The following is a 16,943-nucleotide window of genomic DNA, read 5'->3' as shown; positions in this document are numbered from 1 at the left end:
CCTCGCCTTGCTTACGCCCCCTCCTGCTTCCTGTCCGCCCCCGGATGCGACCGCACCCATCCCGCCCACGCCGACGTCACCATCTCGCGTACGTCCCGTTTCGCCGACCAGCCAAGCTCTGTGGTGATGCGGGTTGCCGATGCGACCACGCGGGCGGGGTCGCCGGGGCGGCGGGGGGAGACGGTGGGTGGGTGGTCGTAGCCCGTGATCTCGTTGATCAGGGTGGCCATCTCCAGGACCGAGACTCCCTCGCCCCGGCCGATGTTGAGCGTCAGGTCCGTGCCCGCCGGGGCGGTGGCCAGCCTGCGGGCCGTCGCCACGTGGGCCTCCGCGAGGTCCGCCACGTGGATGTAGTCGCGTACGCAGGTGCCGTCCGGCGTCGGGTAGTCCGCGCCGAAGATGCGCGGCGCCTCACCGTCCGTGAGCTTCTCGAAGACCATCGGGACCAGGTTGAAGACGCCCGTGTCGGCCAGTTCGGGGCTCGCCGCGCCCGCCACGTTGAAGTAGCGGAGCGACGCCGTCGACAGGCCGTGCGCCCGGCCCGTCGCGCGGACCAGCCACTCGCCCGCCAGCTTCGTCTCGCCGTACGGGCTCATCGGGAGGCAGGGGGTCTCCTCCGTCACCAGGTCCACGTCCGGCATGCCGTACACGGCCGCGGAGGATGAGAGGACGAAGGAGGTGACGCCCGCGTCGGTCACCGCCGACAGCAGGACCCGCAGTCCCTCCACGTTCTCGTGGTAGTACCGCAGCGGCTGCTCCACCGACTCGCCCACCTGCTTCTTCGCCGCCAGGTGCACGACGCCGGTGACGGCGTGCTCCTTCAGCGTGCGGGCGAGCAGCTCCGCGTCGAGCGTCGAGCCGGTCACCAGCGGTACGCCCTGCGGAACGCGCTCGGCGATGCCCGTGGACAGGTCGTCGTAGACCACGGCCCGCTCGCCCGCCTCCGTCATGGCACGGACCACGTGTGCCCCGATGTAGCCGGCGCCGCCGGTGATCAGCCAGGTCATCGTCAGTCAGCCTTCTTCTGTGGGTTCCGGTGAATGGTTGTGCAGTGTCGCAGAGGTCCGTGTTCGGGCGGCGTCAGCGTCCCGCTCCGCTCACCCAGCGCGCGAGCCGCCTGCGCGCCACCCCGAGCACGCCCCGCACCCCCGGCGCGAGCCGCACCGCCAGGTTCCCGGCCTGCGTCCTGTACGGCTGGGCCAGCAGGATCCCCCGGCGGGTCAGCAGCGCCGTGCGCCGCAGCAGACCCGGGCCCGCCACCGCCCGCGCCGCCGTCTCGCGCGTCGTACCGTCGCCGAAGTGCAGGCGCAGCCGCAGGTCCCACACGCCGCCGCCGAGCGAGCCCAGGTCGAGGACCACCTCGGTGAGCCAGCACCCCTCGGCGTCCGGCGGGCCGAACGCCGCCGTGCGGCGCAGCGTGGGTCCGTCGGCGTTCCTCGGGGCGAGCTCCACGTCCACCGTGGTCGGGCCCGCTTCCGCCACCCGCCCGTACAGCTCGTGCAGCCGCAGGGTGAGACGGCTGCCGCCCGCGCGGGGGCGCAGCTCCGCGTCGACCGCCAGCGGGAGGAGGCGGATGGGGCGTAGGAGGAGGTGTTCCAGGGTCACCTGGGGGAGGTCGTCGGACCAGATGGGCGTGCCGTCGGGGGAGTGGGCGTAGGGCGGCGCGAGGCGTGCGGGGCGGGCCGCCACCTCCTGGATGCGGGTCAGGTCGCGCGGCTCGGGGGAGGCGAGGATCACGCGGGCGATGATCCGGCCCGGCGCGGGCGCCGCGTCCAGGTCGGCCGTGTCGAAGGCCGTGAGGTACGCGCGCGTGGCCGTCCACCACTCACGGCGGTACTCCGGGCTCCGCGTGGTGAGCTCACGCGCGTACATCCGCAGGCTGTGGTCGATGAACTTGGCGCGGGCGGCGCGCGCGAGCCGCTTGCCCGCGTCGCCGGACGCGCTGCGTGCCTCCCGGAGGATCTCGACCGACTGGCGGTGGGCCTCCAGACGGGCCTGCCAGTTCGCGATGGACGAGCGGTCCAGGGAGATCGACAGCTTGGCCGCCGTGCGGCGCACGTTCCACACGTAGACGGGGTCCGTGATCAGCGCGATGCGCGGGCCCGCCGCCAGGACGCGGGCCGTGAAGACGAAGTCCTCGTACGTGAAGTGGCCCTCGGGGAAGCGCAGGGTGTGCTTGCGCAGGAAGTCGGTGCGGTAGAGCTTGTTGACGCAGAGGGTGTCGTGGACCAGACGGGTGCGCAGCTCGGGCCGTGCGATGAGCCGGGGCTTGGTGTAGAGCAGGGGCTGCCAGGGGCTCTCGCGTCCGGAGGGCAGTTCGCGGCGCACGCAGAGCCCGGAGACCACCTCGGCGTCGTGCCGGGCCGCGGCCTTGAGCAGGGCGCCCACCGCACCCGGCGGCAGCACGTCGTCGCTGTCGAGGAACATCACGTACGCGGACGTCGTGGCCTCGATCCCGTCGTTGCGCGGAGTGCCGCAGCCGCCGCTGTTGGCGGCGCGGAGGATGGGTTTGACGCGCGGGTCCTCCCCGGCGAGCGCCGCGAGCAGCTCGCCGCTGCCGTCCGTCGAGCAGTCGTCGACGGCGATCACCTCGCGGACGGCGGGGCCCTGGGCGAGCGCCGAGCGCACCGCGTCCGTGACGTGCGCGGCGTCGTTGTAGCCGATCACGACGACGCAGACCTGGGGCGACGGGGGCGAGAGAGACAGAGAGGGATCCACGGGGGGAATTTTATAGGTTCCTGGTAATTATCCGATTAGGGGGTCTTGGGTTGTTTCGTACTTCCGGGGTCCGCGTCGGTGCTCCCGGCGCCCACGCCCGTGTGCCCGCCGCTCACCCGCGCAAGCACCTCGCCCGTACGCGGCCCCCACGTCACCACAACGGCCTCGTCCGGAACCTTCTGGTCGGGGGAGAGGAGCAGCCAGCGCACGTCGTAGCGGCGCACGATCCGTTCCCGCTCCGCGCGGGTCGAGTCGGGGGAGAGGTAGTCGCGCACCTTTTGGAGGCGGTGGTTGCGCGTGTCCTCGGCCAGCGATGCGTCCGGCCAGGCCGGGGCGACGAGATTGGCGCCGAACGCCGGGAGGGAGCGGGTGGGGTAGTAGCCGTTGGTCAGGACGACGTCGCCCCGGTCGACGTGGCGCACCGCCCAGCCGTAGCCGGGCCAGCGCGGCGGCTGGTCGAACCCCACCGGGTCCAGGGCGCGCGGCACGACAGCGCCGGCCTGGAGCGTGCAGAAGCCGATGGCCGCGCCGGTGGCCGCCACACCCCCCAGGGCCATACGCCACCGGCGCCAGGGGCGGGGCGCGGCCAGCTCGATCGCGAGGGCGAACTGGAGGGGGACCAGGGTCAGGCCCAGGATGCGCCCGTAGGTGTAGTGGCCGCTGAGCCAGCCGTACGCCACGACCGCACAGTCCAGGGCGAACATCAGGACCAGAGGGTCGCGCCGGTTCCTCCAAAAGCGCAGGGCGAGGGCGGGCAGGCCGATCAGCGCGAGCCAGAAGCGCTGCGGCATCTCGGTGTAGAGCTGCCGGTGGATCCAGTCGACGCTCTCGTCACCGACGAGGGAGAAGACGGAGAAGTAGGGCCAGCTCGCCGCGAGCAACGCCGCCGTCACGGCGGTCGCCGCCCACTTCCACACCGCCGCGAAGGGGCGAAGGCCCGAGGCCGCGAACGCCACGACCCCGATCACCGCCGCCACGGAGGAGATCGGATGGACGAGCAGGATCACCCCGCACAGCGCGCCGAGACCCACGTACGCGAGGACGCCCCGCGGAGACCTCGCGAGCGAGCCCGCCAGGCCCCACGCCCAGAACGCCAGGCCGATCGCGAACGTCGACGGGTAGCCGAGGTTCCCCGTCATCGACATCAGACCGAGGTAGCCGCTCCACCACGCCATCCGCGTGCCCCAGAGCACCACCATCGCCAACAGGGCGAGCACGGGCGCCCATTGACGCGCCGTCAGGACCTTCACGAACCGGCCGAGACCCGTCAGGAGCACCAGGAGGTTCAACGGCCCCGCGAGCTTCACGACCTCCCAGCCCGCAAGACCCGTCACGCGCGCGAAGAGGCCCTGCGCCACCGCGTACGGCGAGTAGTACGGGCTGCCCGCGCCCGGCAGGTCCGCCATCGGGTGGCGCGGGTGCAGCAGATCGGACTTGAGGCGCTCGACGACCGCGGCGTGCTGCCCGAAGTCGCAGCACATCGGCACCCGCCAGAAGGCGAGCGACATGACGATCCAGAAGAGACCGCCGAAGACGACGTACGGGCTCGGCCGCCACCGCTTGCGCCGGTTCAGAGCCGTCGCGCCGTGGGTCTTTCTTCGGGTCCCGAGCGTGGCGGTGGTCATCGCATGAGCCTCTCCGCGACCCGGGCCGCCGCCTGCCCGTCGTCCAGGTCGCAGTAGGCCTCGCGGAACGCCGCGTACGCCTCGGCGTGCCGGGTCGTGAGGGAGTCCAGGTCGCGCAGCGCCTCGACGACCTCGCCGGTGGAGGCGAGCAGCGGCCCCGGCGCGCTGGTCTCGAAGTCGAGGTAGAAACCGCGGACCGTGTCGCGGTAGTGCTCCAGGTCGTAGGCGTGGAAGAGCATCGGACGCCCGGTGTGCGCGAAGTCGAACATCAGGGAGGAGTAGTCCGTCACCAACACGTCTGCGATGAGGAGGAGTTCGGCCGTGCGGGGGTGTGCGGACACATCGCGTACGAAGGGTGCGCGGGCGCCGGGCAGCCGGCCCGCCGCCTGCGGGTGCTTGCGTACGAGCAGGACGTGGTCCTCGCCGAGCACGTCCTGCGCCGCGGCGAAGTCGAGCGCGGCCTCGTAGCGGAAGCGGCCGGGGGAGCAGGCGAGGTGGTCGCGGTAGGTCGGCGCGTACAGGACGACCCGCTTGTCGGGGGCGATGCCCAGCTCGTGACGCACGCGTTCGGCGACCTTGTCGCGGTCGTCGGAGAAGAAGACGTCGTTGTGGGGCGAGCCCGCCTCCATCACCTCGCCCTCGTAGGCGAGCGCACGTCCCAGGTGGGGTGTGGAGAAGCGGTTCGGGGAGACGAGCACGTCCCACTGGCGCGACAGCTTCGGCAGGACGTCGAGGTGGCCGTGGTCGGCGTAGAGCGTGTCGATGAGGTCGGTGCCGATGCGCTTGAGGGGCGCCCCGTTCCAGGTCTGTACGACGGTCTGTCCGTCCCGCCGCTCGAAGAAGTCGGGCAGATGGCCGGCGGTGACGATGCGGCGGCAGCGGGCGAGCGCCTCGTACCACGCGGTGCTGTGCTCCTCCACGCCCCGCGCCCCCGCGGGCACCCGGGTCTGCTGGTCCCGCGTCACCCAAAGGTGCTCGACGTCCACGCCGCGCCGCACCAGCTCCTCGTGGACCGCGCGCGGGGAGTCCCCGTCGAAGTAGAGGACCGCGTCCCGCAGTTGCTGCGTGCGCTGCCGCGGATAGTGCGCGGTGCGCAGCCGGTGCTGCCGGTAGGCTCCCCGCTCGCTGCGCGCGAGCACGGACCCCGCTTCGATGAGGAGCCGGTCGCCGAACCGCCGGTCCACGGTGAACTCCCGCCCCTCCACGGTCTGGTGGAGCGGAAAGGCGGCGGACTCGGAGGCGAGCAGCCGCACGGGCATGCCGTCCTGCGAGGCGCCGTGCGCGGCGGCGGCACCCGCGCCGGCCTCCGTCTCCCGCAGGAACGCATACCACCGCCCCTCCCGCAGCACCCCGCCGCCGGGCGCCACCACTGCCTTGAACCGCCCGTCCGTGCGCTCCACCGGCAGGGTCAGTTCCTCGTCACGGCCGCTGTGCCGGAGCACCAGTTCCGCCGTCTTCCAGCTCGCGTCGCAGGCCGTGCCCTCGATCGTCAGCGTGCCGTCCACGCTCCACGCCACCCGGTCGGCGACCGGCTGCCGGGTCAGCTCGACGACCAGCTGGCCCTGGTCGTTCGCCGTCGCGCACAGCTCGCGGCCGCCCGCGTGCGAGGCGTAGCGGCCCGGCGGCAGGTCGAGGGCCGCCGCGAGGGACTTGAGCTTGCCGTCGGGCAGGACCAGGTTGGCCTGCCAGCGGTCGCCGTGCGGGGGCTCGACCTCCTTGGGGGCCAGGTGCGGGGTCGGCGCGATGTCCTCCAGGTCCGCGAGGCGCACGCGCACGTCGAAGCGGTCGTCGCCGGGCAGCGTCACGGGGTAGTCGAACTCCGCCGCCGCGTGCTTGTGCGTCAGGCGCAGGGCCGTCGGGCGCAGGTGGCTCGGCAGCTGGCCGCTGAGCACCATCGCGTCGCCGTCCCGGTGGTGGGCGTCGACCCGTGCCACGTACGCCTGGATCTTCAGCACCAGGCGGCCCTTGCTGAAGCCGAGCACCAGGCGCAGCCCGTCGCCCAGTTCGCGTACGACGGACTGGGCGGCGGAACCGTCCAGGGGGCGGACCGCGGCCCGGCGCACCGAACCGTGGCCCGCGACGACCACGCCGAGCAGCCAGTTGCCCGGCCGCCACCGGCCGCCGGTCTTCAGCTGCTCGGGGTCGACGGTCAGCTCGAACCCGGAGAGGTCGTAGCAGTGCAGCTGCTGCCGGGAGTTCTCGGTGGCCTGCGGGGCGGCGACCGTCCGGGTCGGCACCCGCCTCAACTGCGTCCTGCTGTGCGCCGACTTGAGGATCGCGGCCTTGACGGAGTGCCCGGGGCGGGTCGCCTCCAGATTGCGCACGTACGCGTACCCGCTGATCCGCAGCAGCCCGTCCGCACTCCAACTGGCCTCCCGCACCCGGGCGATGACCGGCAGTTCGCCGCGGCCGAGCCGGGCGAGCTCCCGCGGCACCCGGATGTGACCGCCCGAGCCGCGCGGGTAGGCGGCGCTGCGCCGCACCACACCGCGGACCTCGAAGGCGTTCTTGTTGTTGTGCTGCTCGAAGGTGAGCAGCTCGATCAGGTCGGCGGTGCGCCCTTCGCGTACGAGATGCCACTTCACGCGCAGCGAGACCGGAAGCCCGGCGACGACGCCGGGATCCGCGCGGCGCAGGAACGCGGCGGCCCCCTTCATGAAGGCGGCGCGGTACTCGGGCCCGCCCATCGGCAGACCCTCCAGGAAGTACACGAAGTCGTCGCGCAGGCAGGAGGTGTCGTACGTGCCCCGCAGCTCGGGCGCGTGCTCGGCGAGGAACGCGCTGACGTGCGCGCACGCCGCGATCCGGTCGCGCACGCCCTTGACGTCCGTGCGCCGCCGGGTGATCGAACCCTCGCGAACCCGCCAGTAGTAGACGTGCTCGCTGAGCACGTCCACGGAGCCCGCGAGGAAGTGCGCGGGGATCATGACGGGCGTGTCCTCGTACAGCTTGCCCTCGGGGAAGGTGAAGCCGTGCCGGTCCCAGAAGGCGCGCCGGAAGACCTTGTTCCAGGCGACGCGGTCGGCGAGCAGCTCCAGGTCACGGCTGATGTGCGTGCGCGAGCGCGGTTCGGTGAGCCACTTGTACTGCCAGGCCTGCTGGCGCCCGCGCTCGTTCAGGCGCCAGACGTTGCCGCTGGCGAAATCGGACCCGGTCGAGTCCAGGCTCTCGGTCATCCGGGCGTACGCGTCGTGCGGCACGACGTCGTCGCTGTCGACGAAGGTCAGGTACTCGGCGGTGGGGGTCGCGTGCCGCACCCCGGTGTTGCGGGCGGCGCTGAGGCCGGCGTTCGGCTGGCGCACATAGACGAACCGTGGGTCCTTCGCCGCGAACTCGCGGGCGATCCGCGGGCTGCCGTCCGTGGAGCCGTCGTCGACGAGCACGGCCTCCAGATCGGCCATGGTCTGCCCGGCGATCGACTCCAGGCACTCCTCCAGAAACTCTTCGACGTTGTAGATGGGCACGACGACGCTGAGACGGGGCTGCACGGCGACCGGCCTTTCACGGGGGAGCAATCATGGGAGTACGGGCGTATTCATCCCTTTTGCCCGTTCCGGTCAAGTTCTTTGCCCCTCTTCACCCCAATGAGTGAGGGAGGGTCTTCGACAGGCCGTGTCCGGCTGGCTACGGTCGGTGTCCATGTCGCGCTTCTCGGTTGTCGTCCCCGCCCATCGCGTCCAGGGCTACCTGAGGGAATGCCTGGACTCCGTGCTCGACCAGAGCTTCGGCGATCTGGAGCTGATCGTCGTGGACGACGCGTCACCGGACGCGTCCGCCGCGATCGCCGCGGAGTGTGCGGAACGCGACCCGCGCGCGCAACTCGTACGCGTCCCGGCCCACGCGGGCACCGGCCCCGCCCGCAACATCGGCGCGGACCGCGCCACCGGCACCTACCTCCTGTTCCTCGACGGCGACGACCTGCTCAAGCCGGGCGCCCTGGAGGTGATCGCCGAAGCCCTGGACGAGGCCGAGGACCCGGACGTCCTGCTCTTCGCCCATGACCGCGTCGACTGGTGGGAGAACGTGCGCGCGGGCGGCGACGACCTGGCCGGGGACCCCCTCGGCGTCACCGTCGCCGCCTGGAACCGCGTCTTCAGGCGCGGCTTCTGGCAGGAGCGCCGCCTGGCGTTCAGCGAAGGACCGTACGAGGACGTGGTGCCGGTACGCCGCGCGGCCATGGCCGACGGCGCCCGCACCGTCACCCTCGACACGCCCTGCGTCCGCTGGCGCGAGCGGCGCGGCGGCAGCTTCGCCAAGACCCCGGGCCGGGCGCACTTCGCGGTCATCGGGCGGTACGAGGAGCTGCTCGCCGCGGCCGACCCCGCCGACCGCGCCCGGCTCGTCCCGCACGCGGCCGCGCATCTGCTCGCCGTACTCGACGACGCGGGCCGTATCGCGCCGGGCGACCGGCGGGACTTCTTCCGCGGGGCGGCCCGCCTCTACCGGACGTACGGTCCCGCGGGCCCGGCGCAGACCCCCGGCGAACGGGCGCTGGCCACCGCCTCGTACGCCGCCTACGAGGCGCACCGCAAGAGCCGGTCCCGCAGGAGCAGCGTCACCCGCAAGCTCAAGGACCGGAAGAAGAAGCTGCGCGCCCGCGTCATGCGCCTGACCTACCGCGCGGATCTGCGCCGCCCCCTCGACCCCCACCTCGCGGTCTACGGCGCGTACTGGAACCGCGGGGTCTCCTGCAACCCGGCCGCCATCCACGCCAAGGCCCGCGAACTGGCCCCGCACATCAGGGGCGTATGGGTGGTCTCCAGCCGCAACAAGCACAAGGTGCCCGCGGGCGTCGAGTACGTCATCGAGGGTTCGCGCCGCTACTGGCAGACGATGGCGAGAGCCACGTACCTGATCAACAACTCCAGCTTCCCCGGCGGGTTCACCAAGCGCCCCGGCCAGGTCTACCTCCAGACCCACCACGGCACACCGCTCAAGAAGATGGGCCTCGACCAGCGCCGCTATCCGGCGGGCACGCACGGCATCAGCTTCCAGAAGATCCTCGACCACACCGACCAGTGGGACCTCAGCCTCTCCGCGAACCCGCACTCCACGGAGGTCTGGGAGCGCGTCTACCCCTCGACGGCATACCAGTCCCTGGAGGCCGGCTACCCGCGCAACGACGTCTACTTCACGGCGGTGGCGGGCGAAACCCTGCGCCTGCGCGAGGAGTTGGGCGTGGCCGACGGCCGGACGGTCCTCCTCTACGCGCCCACGCACCGCGACTACCAGAAGGGTTTCCTGCCGGGCCTCGACCTGGAGCGCTTCGTGCGCGCGCTGGGCGAGGAGTATGTCCTGCTGGTGCGCGCCCACTACTTCTACGGCGCCGAAGCGGGCCTGCGGGCCCACCCCCAGCTCGTCGACGTCACCGGCCACCCGCGCGTCGAGGACCTCTGCCTGGCCGCCGACGCGCTGATCACGGACTACTCGTCGCTGATGTTCGACTACGCCTGCCTCGACCGCCCGATCGTGACGTACGCCCCCGACTGGCAGGCCTACCGCCTGGCCCGCGGCACGTACTTCGACCTCCTGTCGGGGCGTGCGGGGGAGACGCCGGGGGGGGTCGCCACCAGCGAGGACGAACTCGTCGAACTGTTCCGGGGCAAGGACTGGAACTCGGCCGGGACGGCAGAGCTGCGAGCCGCCTTCCGCGACCGCTTCTGCCCGTACGACGACGGGGGCGCCGCGGAGCGTGTGGTGCGACGGCTGTTCCTCGAAGGTCAGGCGCCGCGCTCGTAGGGCGAGCGCACCGGGAAGTACGCCGTCAGGAACGAGCGGATGGCCAGGGCCATTTCCTGCTCGGTCAGTTCGCTCTCCGGGGACTCGCCGATGCAGAAGGCCGTCTTGTTGCGGCCCTGGAGCAGTTGGCCGAGGCGCGCGTGGTCGCCCCGGCTGCCGATGTCCACGAAGTCGTAGGCGATGCCCGAAGGGACCGCGCGGCCGGTGAGGTACGCGTAGTGGTGGTGCAGGGACGACACCAGGGCGAGGTCGCTGTGGGAGCGAAAGCGGCTGCGGGCGGTGGCTTCCAGCTCTTCGGGGAAGCGCTCGGTGAGCTCCGCGAGGACGCTGCGGTGCAGGGCGTAGGGGGCGTGGAAGAAGCTGTGGGTCGTCGTGCGGCCGAACTCCCTGCGCAACAAGTCCCGGTTGTTCTTGGCCGCCGCCAGATACCCCTCGTCGTCCGGGGAGACGGGCAGCGCCGGCACGGAGGCCGAGGACCAGAAGAAGCGGGCGGTGCCCGAGCTGAGGAAGAAGGTCTCCGGAGTGGTGGGGCGGCCGAGGAACATGTCGTCGTTCAGGTAGAGGAAGTGCTCCGACAGGCCATCGATGCGGTGCAGCTGGCTCTCGATGGAGTGGGAGTTGAAGGTGGGGAGCGCGGCCTGCGGGTCGGCGAAGAGATCCCGGTGGTCGATCACCGTGATGCCCGGGTGCTCCTCGTTCAGCCAGGCCGGGGTCTGGCCCGCCGTGACGAGGTAGATGTGCCGGATCCAGGGTGCGTACATCGCCAGGGAGCGCAGCGAGTAGCGCAGCTCGTCACGGTTGCGGAAGCGGACGGCGCCGTGGTCCGGCGACGCGTCGTCCTCGGGGCGGCCGAGGGCCGCGGCGCGGAGGGCGCGCCACTCGGGGTCGGAGTCGTCGACCCAGGTGTAGACCGCGTCGATGGGGAAGTCCACGTCACCGATGAGGACTTGGGCGAAGACGTCGAGGGTGGGGTACGTCCGGTCGCCGACCCGGAGGGTGGCCGTCGGCTTCAGCGAGGGAAGCTCCGCCCCGGCGAGCGTGGTGCCGAAGGGCGCGCGCCGGGCGTCGGTCCCGTCGCCCGCGAGCCGCGGCCAGAACGCCACCGTGCAGGCCTGCTGCACGCCGTGGCGCAGGGAGAGGGTCGTGGTGGTCACCGGCTTGAAGAGCTTGACGCCCGCGACCTCGCCGACGCAGTCGAGCCGCTCGGCGAGCACGGCCCCAGGGGCCGCGTCCCGGGGGTGGACGAGCTCAGCGTAGACGGGCTGGCCGTGCAGGGACTCGGAGAGCGCCTTGAGCGCCCCGTCGCGTTCGTCGTCGGCCACGGCCAAGGTGTGCGCGACGCCGGACGTGCGGACGAGGATGTAGGGGATGTCCGCCGACTCCAGTGCGGTGGCGGTGAGTTGGAGGTTCCAGTCGGCCATGCCGGGTGCCAGTACGTCGTCGCGGCGCTCGGCGAGGCGGCCCACGGAGCGGATGATCAGGCCGGTGGTGTCGGCGGCGGCGATCTCGTCCTCGCGGGCACGCTCGTCCTCCCCGGGGGCGGCGTTCAACGTGTACGGGGCGGTCGGGCGGAAGCCGCTGCCGCCCGACGCCACACCGAGCGCCACCCGGTCCGCGCGGTCGTCGAGCCGCTCAGGGGCGTCGCTCCGGGCCACGAGCCGGGAGTAGAGCTCCTGCCAGCGGGCCGTGACGTCCGTGGAGGAGAAGCGGGCGTAGACACCTTCGCGGGCCGCGCGGGCGTAGGACCGGCGGGTCTCCGGGTCGCCCATCAACTCGCTCATCGCAGCGGCCAGTTCCCGCACCTCGCCGGGGGGTACGAGCAGTCCGTCGACGCGGTGCCTGACGATCTCGGCGGGCCCGGTCAGGACGTCGTACGCGACGACGGGCACACCCGCGGCGAGCGCTTCGAGCAGCACGAGCGGGAACGCCTCGTTGTGGGCGGTCATCAGGGTGAGGCCCGCCTTGGCCCACTCGGCGGGCATGTCCTGGCAGGTGCCGAGGAGTTCGACGCGGTCCTGGAGCCCGAAACCGTCGACCAGGCGGCGAAGGTGCTGCCTCCGGGGCCCGTCACCGAAGACGCGCAGGGTCCAGTCCGGGTAGGCGTCGGCGACTTCGGCGAAGGCCCGCACGGCGTGGTCGACGCGCTTCTCGCCGGTGAGCCGCGCGGCCATGACGATGACCTTGCTCTCGCCGTCGGCACGGGGCCTGAAGCCGTCGGGCACCGCGTTCGGGATGACCGCGAGCTCGGGGGCGGTGGTGCCCAGGGAGTCCGCGATCCAGTCGCGGGTGCGGTCGGTGAGCGTGACCAGGGCGTCGAGGCGCGGAGCGTGCAGGAGCAGGGGTTCACCCGAGCGGCCGCGGCGCTGGGTCGAGCGGTGCTCCAGGTGCACGGTGACGACCCTGGCCGGGACCAGCTCGACGGCGGCGGCCATCAGGGCGGGTGTCGTGGTGACCAGGACGTCGGTGTCCAGGGTGGCGAGGGCGGTGGCCATCTCGATGTCGGAGAGGCGGTCGAAGGCGGACTCCCAGGCGGGATCGATCAGTTGGCTGGGCAGCGCCGCCAGGGTCCGGCAGGCGGCCTCGTCGAGGCGCGAGCCGCGCACCGGACGCTCGGGGGATGCCGTGCGGTCGACGAGGTAGCGGACGGGGAGGCTGCGGGCCTCGGGGAAGAAGGGCTCGGGGCGGGTGCGGAAGACGGAGATGACCTCGACGTCGTTGCGGTCCGCGAGATGCTGCGCCTGGGTGTAGGTGGCCAGCTCGGTGCCGCCCATCTCGTCACCCCAGCCGAGGAGGTACGTGATCTTCATGAGGTCTCCTTCGAGATGTCCCAGCACGTCAGGCCGAAGGCGCCGGACTTGGTGAAGTGGGCGTGCGCGCGGACCAGGGAGCCGTCCGGCAGGGCGAAGACACGGAAGGGCGTCGGGTAGGCCGCCGAGGGGTCGCGTACGTCGGAGAGCCACCGCCCGAGGGGGAGCGAGGTGCCGGAGGTCTCCGCCTCCACGTGGAAGTCCCACACCCACTGGCCGGGGCTCGCCCCCGCCATCTCCTTGAGCGGCAACCGGAAGCTGAACTCGGCGCCGTCCCACACCGCCCCGACGGGCACGGTGACCCCGTCCCGACGCCGCACGGCCTTCGCACGCCACCGCCGCGACGTGCCCGCCATGACGAGCCGCCCGTGGACGACGATGCCGTCGCAGCCGGGCACGAACCGCGCGAGCTCGGCGCGCGGCCTGGAGCGTGTCACCTGCAGCACGGCGCGCCCGCTGCGGCACCGGACGACGCGGATGAGCGTGCCGGTGCGGGGGTCGGGGGCGTGCTGAAGGGTGGGCGTGGACGGCAGTTCGGGGTCCGCGTCGATGCCGATGCCGCGCCGCCGGACGCGGCCACGGGCGTCGGCGGTGACGACCGTGAGCCGCCAGACGCCTTCACCGAGACGTACGTCGTGAGCGGCGAGCGCGTCCCGTGCGTCGCGCAACGTGCCGGTGCCGGCCAGCAGCAGACCGCCGTGCGCGTGCTGTTCGAAGGCGAGCGGGACACGGAACGTGCGGGGGCCGCGCGAGATCGCCAGATGGGCCCGCTCGACCTGCTCGTCAGGGAGGGCGGCGACGGCGACGTTGAGCGTACGGCTGTCCCGGATGGACAGATGCACGGGCGCGAGGAGTGCCCGAGCCCCGCCGCCCACCCGCCCCGCGGCGGCGCGTTCCGCCCGGAAGCGGGTCGTCCGTGCGGTGGCGACGAGCCGCCGAGCTGCGGGCGGCAGGGCCGGGGTCATGGCGTGAACCCAATGTGGTGCATTACGCCACTTTGCCTGTTTTTCGTTCCGGAGTTGCCCGTTGTCCGCCCCGGCGCGGGGTGTGGCCGCCCGTGGGTCACCCGCGTGGCGGAAGGCAGGGTGACCGGGGGCGATTTGTGTAAGTTAGCCCCCTAATGACCAGTCCCCTCGCGCAGTTCCAGCGCCGCAAGAAACCCAAGGAACCCTCCGCACGCCCGGCCGAATTCCCCTCTTCGGCCCGCCCGTCGACCCTCCGGTCGAGGTGCCGCCGCTGGGCCGACCCCACGGCCGTGGCGCTCGCGACCCTCCTGATCGCCTGGCGCGCGAGCGCCCTCGGTCAGTGGATCGTCGACGACGCTGCCATCACCTTCGCCTACGCCCGCAGCATCGACGAGGGCCTCGGCCCCGTGCAGCAGCCGGGCGCCGACCCCGTCGAGGGGTACTCCAACCCCTCCTGGCTCGCCCTGCTCATCGTCGGCCGCAGGCTCGGCCTCTTCGACCACGGCGCGCTCCTCGGCGTCAGCGACCTGGTGCTCTACCCCAAGGCCCTCGCGCTGCTCTGCACGGCGGGCGTGCTCGCCTGCGTGGCCGTGGCGGCGCGGGCCGTACTGCCGGGCCGCGCCTGGGCGGTGACGCTGTTCGCCGGAGTTGTCCTCGCCGCGAATCTGTCGTATGTGGCGTGGACCTTCTCGGGCCTGGAGAACCCGCTGTACGCGCTGACCGCCGCCGCGACCGGAGCACTCCTCGTCCGCAGCGTCGTGCGCGGCACCCTGCTGCGGCCCGCCGTCGCCGCGACCGCGGGGGCCATCGCCCTGCTCGCCGCGCTGACCCGGCCGGACGGCGCGGTGCTCGCCGCGGCCTACCCCGTGACCGTGCTGCTGTTCCTGCGCCGGGACGGCATCGCGCGCGCCGTGCGGGCGGCGGCCCTGAGCTGCGCGACCTTCGCGCTGCCGTACGGGGCGTTCCTGCTGTGGCGCCGCGCGACCTTCGGGCTCTGGGTGCCGAACACCGCGGTCGCCAAGGCCCAGAAGCCGCCGCGGCCCGGTCAACTCGCCACCGCGGGTGAGCTGTTGACGTACGGCGGCTGGGCGCTCGCTCTGATCGGCGCGGCCTGCGCCGGCATCGCGCTCGCCCGCCCCGGAGCGCCCCGCAGAGCCCTGGCCGCGCTGCTCGTCCCGCTGGCCCTGACCCTCCTCGCGTACGGCGTGCTCGGCAGGGACTGGATGGCGCTGTACCGCTTCGCGACTCCGGTGTGGGTGCTCGCCGCGACGGCGTTCGCCCTGGCCGCGGGCACGGTGTGGCGTGCGGAAGGTCCCCGCGCGCGTGTCCTGCTCGGCTGCGCGCTCGCGGGCGCCCTGCTGCTCTCGGTCACCGGACAGGCCGCGCAGAACCGCAAGTTCGTGCACCGCCCGACCCTGTCCATGTGTTTTGTGGCCGAGCGCTACGGCGACACCTTCAACGCGTACGCCACCCGCCTCGGCCTGCGCGACGCCACCGTCGCCCTGCCCGACCTCGGCGGCACCCTGCTGACCTCGCGGCTGCGCGTCCTCGACCTCGCGGGCCTGACCGACCGCCGCGTGGCCGACGCGTACGCGGCCCGCGACACGGCCGCCCTGCGCCACCACGTCCTGCACGAGGTGCGCCCCGAACTGCTGCACGTCCACGCGGCGTGGACCGCGAAGACCGGCCTGACCGAGCCCCTCCTCGCGACCGCGGGATACGTCCCGCTCTACCGCGAGGGCAACGGCGGCGACTACGTCCGAAGCGACGCGGTGCGCGACCCGGCCCGGATCACCGCCCTGCGCGAACGCGTGCGCCCGTCCCTGGACGCCATGGTCGCCGAGATGCGCCCTGCAGGCTGCGCCCCGGCCCTGCGGGCGGGAGAGGAGACCACCGCATGACGACGGCACTTCCGAGGCAGACCCGCCCCCTCCCGGAATCCGGGACCTCCGCCGAGACCGCGTCCCGGGTCGACTCCCTCACCGGGATGCGCTTCCTCGCCGCCTTCGCGGTGTTCGTGCACCACTTCACCGGACTCAGCGCGTACGGGGGCGTCGCCCACGCGCCGCTGCTCTTCCCGTACTCCAGGCTGGGCGCGACCGGCGTCGACTTCTTCTTCGTGCTCTCCGGGTTCCTGCTCACCTGGGGGCACCGCCCCGGCACCCGCGCCCGCCACTTCTACTGGCGCAGGTTCGGCCGCATCTGGCCCGCCCACCTGGTCGCGACCGTGCCCTGCATCTGGGTCTTCTATCTCTGGGGCGGGGTGCCGACGGACGTCCTCAGCTTCGTCGCCTCGCTGTTCCTCGTGCAGACGTGGCTCCCCGGCGTCACCCCGGTGTTCCCGGGCAACGGGGTCGCGTGGACCCTCAGCGTCGAGGTCTTCTTCTATCTCCTCTTCCCCTTCGCGATCCGCTACGTCCTGCGCCTGCGCACCCGCACCCTGGTGCCGCTGGCCGTCGGCGGGCTCGTGGCGATGTGGGCGCTCAACTGGTGGACCGCCACCCACCTTTCCCCCTTCGCCAGCGAATGGATCATGCGGCACCCGGTGACCCGGCTTCCGGAGTTCGGCGTGGGCATGGCCTGCGCCCTGGCCCTGCGCCGGGGCCACCGGCTGCGGCTCAACCCGTCCGTGCTGTTCGCCTGCTTCGCCGCGTACGCCGTCATCCACAGCAATCGTGCCTCGCTGTTGGGCCCGTACGCGGCCGGGCAGCTCACCTGGGCCCTCAGGTCGGTCGCGGCGCTCTTCGCCGTCCTGTTCATCGCCGCCTACGTCCAGCGCGAGCTGACCGGACACCGCGGCTGGCTCTGCTCGCGCCCGATGGTGCTGCTCGGGCTCTGGTCGTACGCCTTCTATCTGCTGCACCAGACCCTCAACCGGCTGATCATCGACACCTGGGGCCGCCCGCAGCCGGAGAACTCCGCGGTGTTCATGCTCCTCGGCGTCGGGGTCACCGTGATCGCGCTGTCCTGGGCGATGTTCACGTACGTCGAGGAACCGGCGAGGAAGTGGTGTGCCCGGCGCACTCCGCGCAAGTGGAGCAGCTGTGTCGATCCACGGTAAGTGCGGTTGATGCGGAGAAGATCCCCCT

The 16,943-nt window shown here is 72.5% G+C and carries 9 protein-coding genes; 3 read left to right on the top strand and 6 right to left on the bottom strand.

Annotated elements, in window-relative coordinates; translation table 11 throughout:
- Positions 1–11 precede the first annotated feature (11 nt).
- The 4 genes from galE to ACIBCK_RS06175 form a co-directional block, all read right to left on the bottom strand.
- Positions 12–1,007 carry a UDP-glucose 4-epimerase GalE gene (gene galE / locus ACIBCK_RS06190; protein WP_399387110.1) on the bottom strand — a complete coding sequence of 332 codons (996 nt, stop codon included), beginning with the start codon at positions 1,005–1,007 and terminating at the stop codon, positions 12–14.
- 73 nt (positions 1,008–1,080) lie between these two features.
- Positions 1,081–2,718: a glycosyltransferase family 2 protein gene (locus ACIBCK_RS06185; RefSeq protein ID WP_399387108.1), complete on the bottom strand. Its 1,638-nt coding sequence runs from the start codon at positions 2,716–2,718 to the stop codon at positions 1,081–1,083.
- A gap of 35 nt (positions 2,719–2,753) precedes the next feature.
- Positions 2,754–4,343 carry a hypothetical protein gene (locus tag ACIBCK_RS06180; protein WP_399387106.1) on the bottom strand — a complete coding sequence of 530 codons (1,590 nt, stop codon included), beginning with the start codon at positions 4,341–4,343 and terminating at the stop codon, positions 2,754–2,756.
- Positions 4,340–7,831, bottom strand: a complete 3,492-nt coding sequence (locus tag ACIBCK_RS06175) for a CDP-glycerol glycerophosphotransferase family protein (protein WP_399387104.1) — start codon at positions 7,829–7,831, stop codon at positions 4,340–4,342. Before ACIBCK_RS06175 ends, ACIBCK_RS06180 begins: the two co-directional genes overlap by 4 nt.
- A 151-nt stretch (positions 7,832–7,982) precedes the next feature.
- On the opposite strand from ACIBCK_RS06175, the gene ACIBCK_RS06170 reads away from it, so the two are divergent.
- Complete coding sequence (locus ACIBCK_RS06170) at positions 7,983–10,082, top strand: CDP-glycerol glycerophosphotransferase family protein (RefSeq protein WP_399387102.1); 2,100 nt, start codon at positions 7,983–7,985, stop codon at positions 10,080–10,082.
- On the opposite strand, the gene ACIBCK_RS06165 is transcribed toward ACIBCK_RS06170, so the two are convergent.
- Both ACIBCK_RS06165 and ACIBCK_RS06160 read right to left on the bottom strand, forming a co-directional pair.
- Positions 10,064–12,889 carry a stealth conserved region 3 domain-containing protein gene (locus tag ACIBCK_RS06165; protein ID WP_399387100.1) on the bottom strand — a complete coding sequence of 942 codons (2,826 nt, stop codon included), beginning with the start codon at positions 12,887–12,889 and terminating at the stop codon, positions 10,064–10,066. The genes ACIBCK_RS06170 and ACIBCK_RS06165 overlap by 19 nt on opposite strands.
- Positions 12,886–13,854, bottom strand: a complete 969-nt coding sequence (locus ACIBCK_RS06160) for a hypothetical protein (protein WP_399387097.1) — start codon at positions 13,852–13,854, stop codon at positions 12,886–12,888. Before ACIBCK_RS06160 ends, ACIBCK_RS06165 begins: the two co-directional genes overlap by 4 nt.
- 155 nt (positions 13,855–14,009) lie before the next feature.
- Here ACIBCK_RS06160 and ACIBCK_RS06155 point away from each other — a divergent pair, with 155 nt between their 5' ends.
- Together ACIBCK_RS06155 and ACIBCK_RS06150 are read left to right on the top strand one after the other, a co-directional pair.
- Positions 14,010–15,755: a hypothetical protein gene (locus tag ACIBCK_RS06155; protein WP_399387095.1), complete on the top strand. Its 1,746-nt coding sequence runs from the start codon at positions 14,010–14,012 to the stop codon at positions 15,753–15,755.
- Positions 15,752–16,915 carry an acyltransferase family protein gene (locus ACIBCK_RS06150; RefSeq protein ID WP_399387093.1) on the top strand — a complete coding sequence of 388 codons (1,164 nt, stop codon included), beginning with the start codon at positions 15,752–15,754 and terminating at the stop codon, positions 16,913–16,915. The genes ACIBCK_RS06155 and ACIBCK_RS06150 overlap by 4 nt, the downstream gene beginning before the upstream one ends.
- Positions 16,916–16,943 lie beyond the last annotated feature (28 nt).

It is taken from the genome of Streptomyces sp. NPDC051218 (genome assembly GCF_044455475.1).
In the GTDB taxonomy this organism is placed as follows: Bacteria; Actinomycetota; Actinomycetes; order Streptomycetales; family Streptomycetaceae; genus Streptomyces.
This window is presented reverse-complemented; position numbering and strand designations above follow the sequence as displayed.

Excerpts from the sequence above, each read along its gene's own strand:
- ACIBCK_RS06155 (WP_399387095.1), top strand. The coding sequence starts at position 14,010 with ATGACCAGTCCCCTCGCGCAGTTCCAGCGCCGCAAGAAACCCAAGGAA.
- ACIBCK_RS06160 (WP_399387097.1), bottom strand. The coding sequence starts at position 13,854 with ATGACCCCGGCCCTGCCGCCCGCAGCTCGGCGGCTCGTCGCCACCGCA.
- galE (WP_399387110.1), bottom strand. The coding sequence starts at position 1,007 with ATGACCTGGCTGATCACCGGCGGCGCCGGCTACATCGGGGCACACGTG.
- ACIBCK_RS06180 (WP_399387106.1), bottom strand. The coding sequence starts at position 4,343 with ATGACCACCGCCACGCTCGGGACCCGAAGAAAGACCCACGGCGCGACG.
- ACIBCK_RS06150 (WP_399387093.1), top strand. The coding sequence starts at position 15,752 with ATGACGACGGCACTTCCGAGGCAGACCCGCCCCCTCCCGGAATCCGGG.
- ACIBCK_RS06165 (WP_399387100.1), bottom strand. The coding sequence starts at position 12,889 with ATGAAGATCACGTACCTCCTCGGCTGGGGTGACGAGATGGGCGGCACC.
- ACIBCK_RS06170 (WP_399387102.1), top strand. The coding sequence starts at position 7,983 with ATGTCGCGCTTCTCGGTTGTCGTCCCCGCCCATCGCGTCCAGGGCTAC.